This window comes from Streptomyces sp. SP17BM10 (assembly GCF_036322405.1).
In the GTDB taxonomy this organism is placed as follows: Bacteria; Actinomycetota; Actinomycetes; order Streptomycetales; family Streptomycetaceae; genus Kitasatospora.
Genome location: NZ_JAQYXB010000341.1, coordinates 1 through 326 on the forward strand (window position 1 = coordinate 1; position 326 = coordinate 326).

At 61.0% G+C, this 326-nt stretch carries 1 pseudogene; it reads left to right on the forward strand.

Features of this window, described 5'->3' with window-relative positions:
* Positions 1–326 (forward strand): annotated as a pseudogene (locus PUR71_RS02370) (hypothetical protein); the annotation flags it as partial.

Sequence of the window (326 nt, forward strand, 5' to 3'; positions counted from 1 at the left end):
CGCCCCCAGCGTCCAGACCCAGCTCCCGGGCGCGGTCCTCAACCGCGGCCACGCCTACGAGGACGCCGGCACCGTCGGCATGTACCCCATCGGCAGCGCCCTCGCCGGCCCCGCCGTCGGCGCCATCGGCACCGACCGCGTCCTCCATGTCGGCGCGGGGGGGGGCCAACCCAACCCCCCCCCCCCCCACCACAACCACCCCCCCCCCACAACCAAAACCCCCCCCCAAAACAAAAAAAAAAACAAAACAACCACACACACAAACACAAAACAACCCACAACACCAACAAAAAAAAAAACACCAAAAAAAAAAAAAAAAAAAAAAA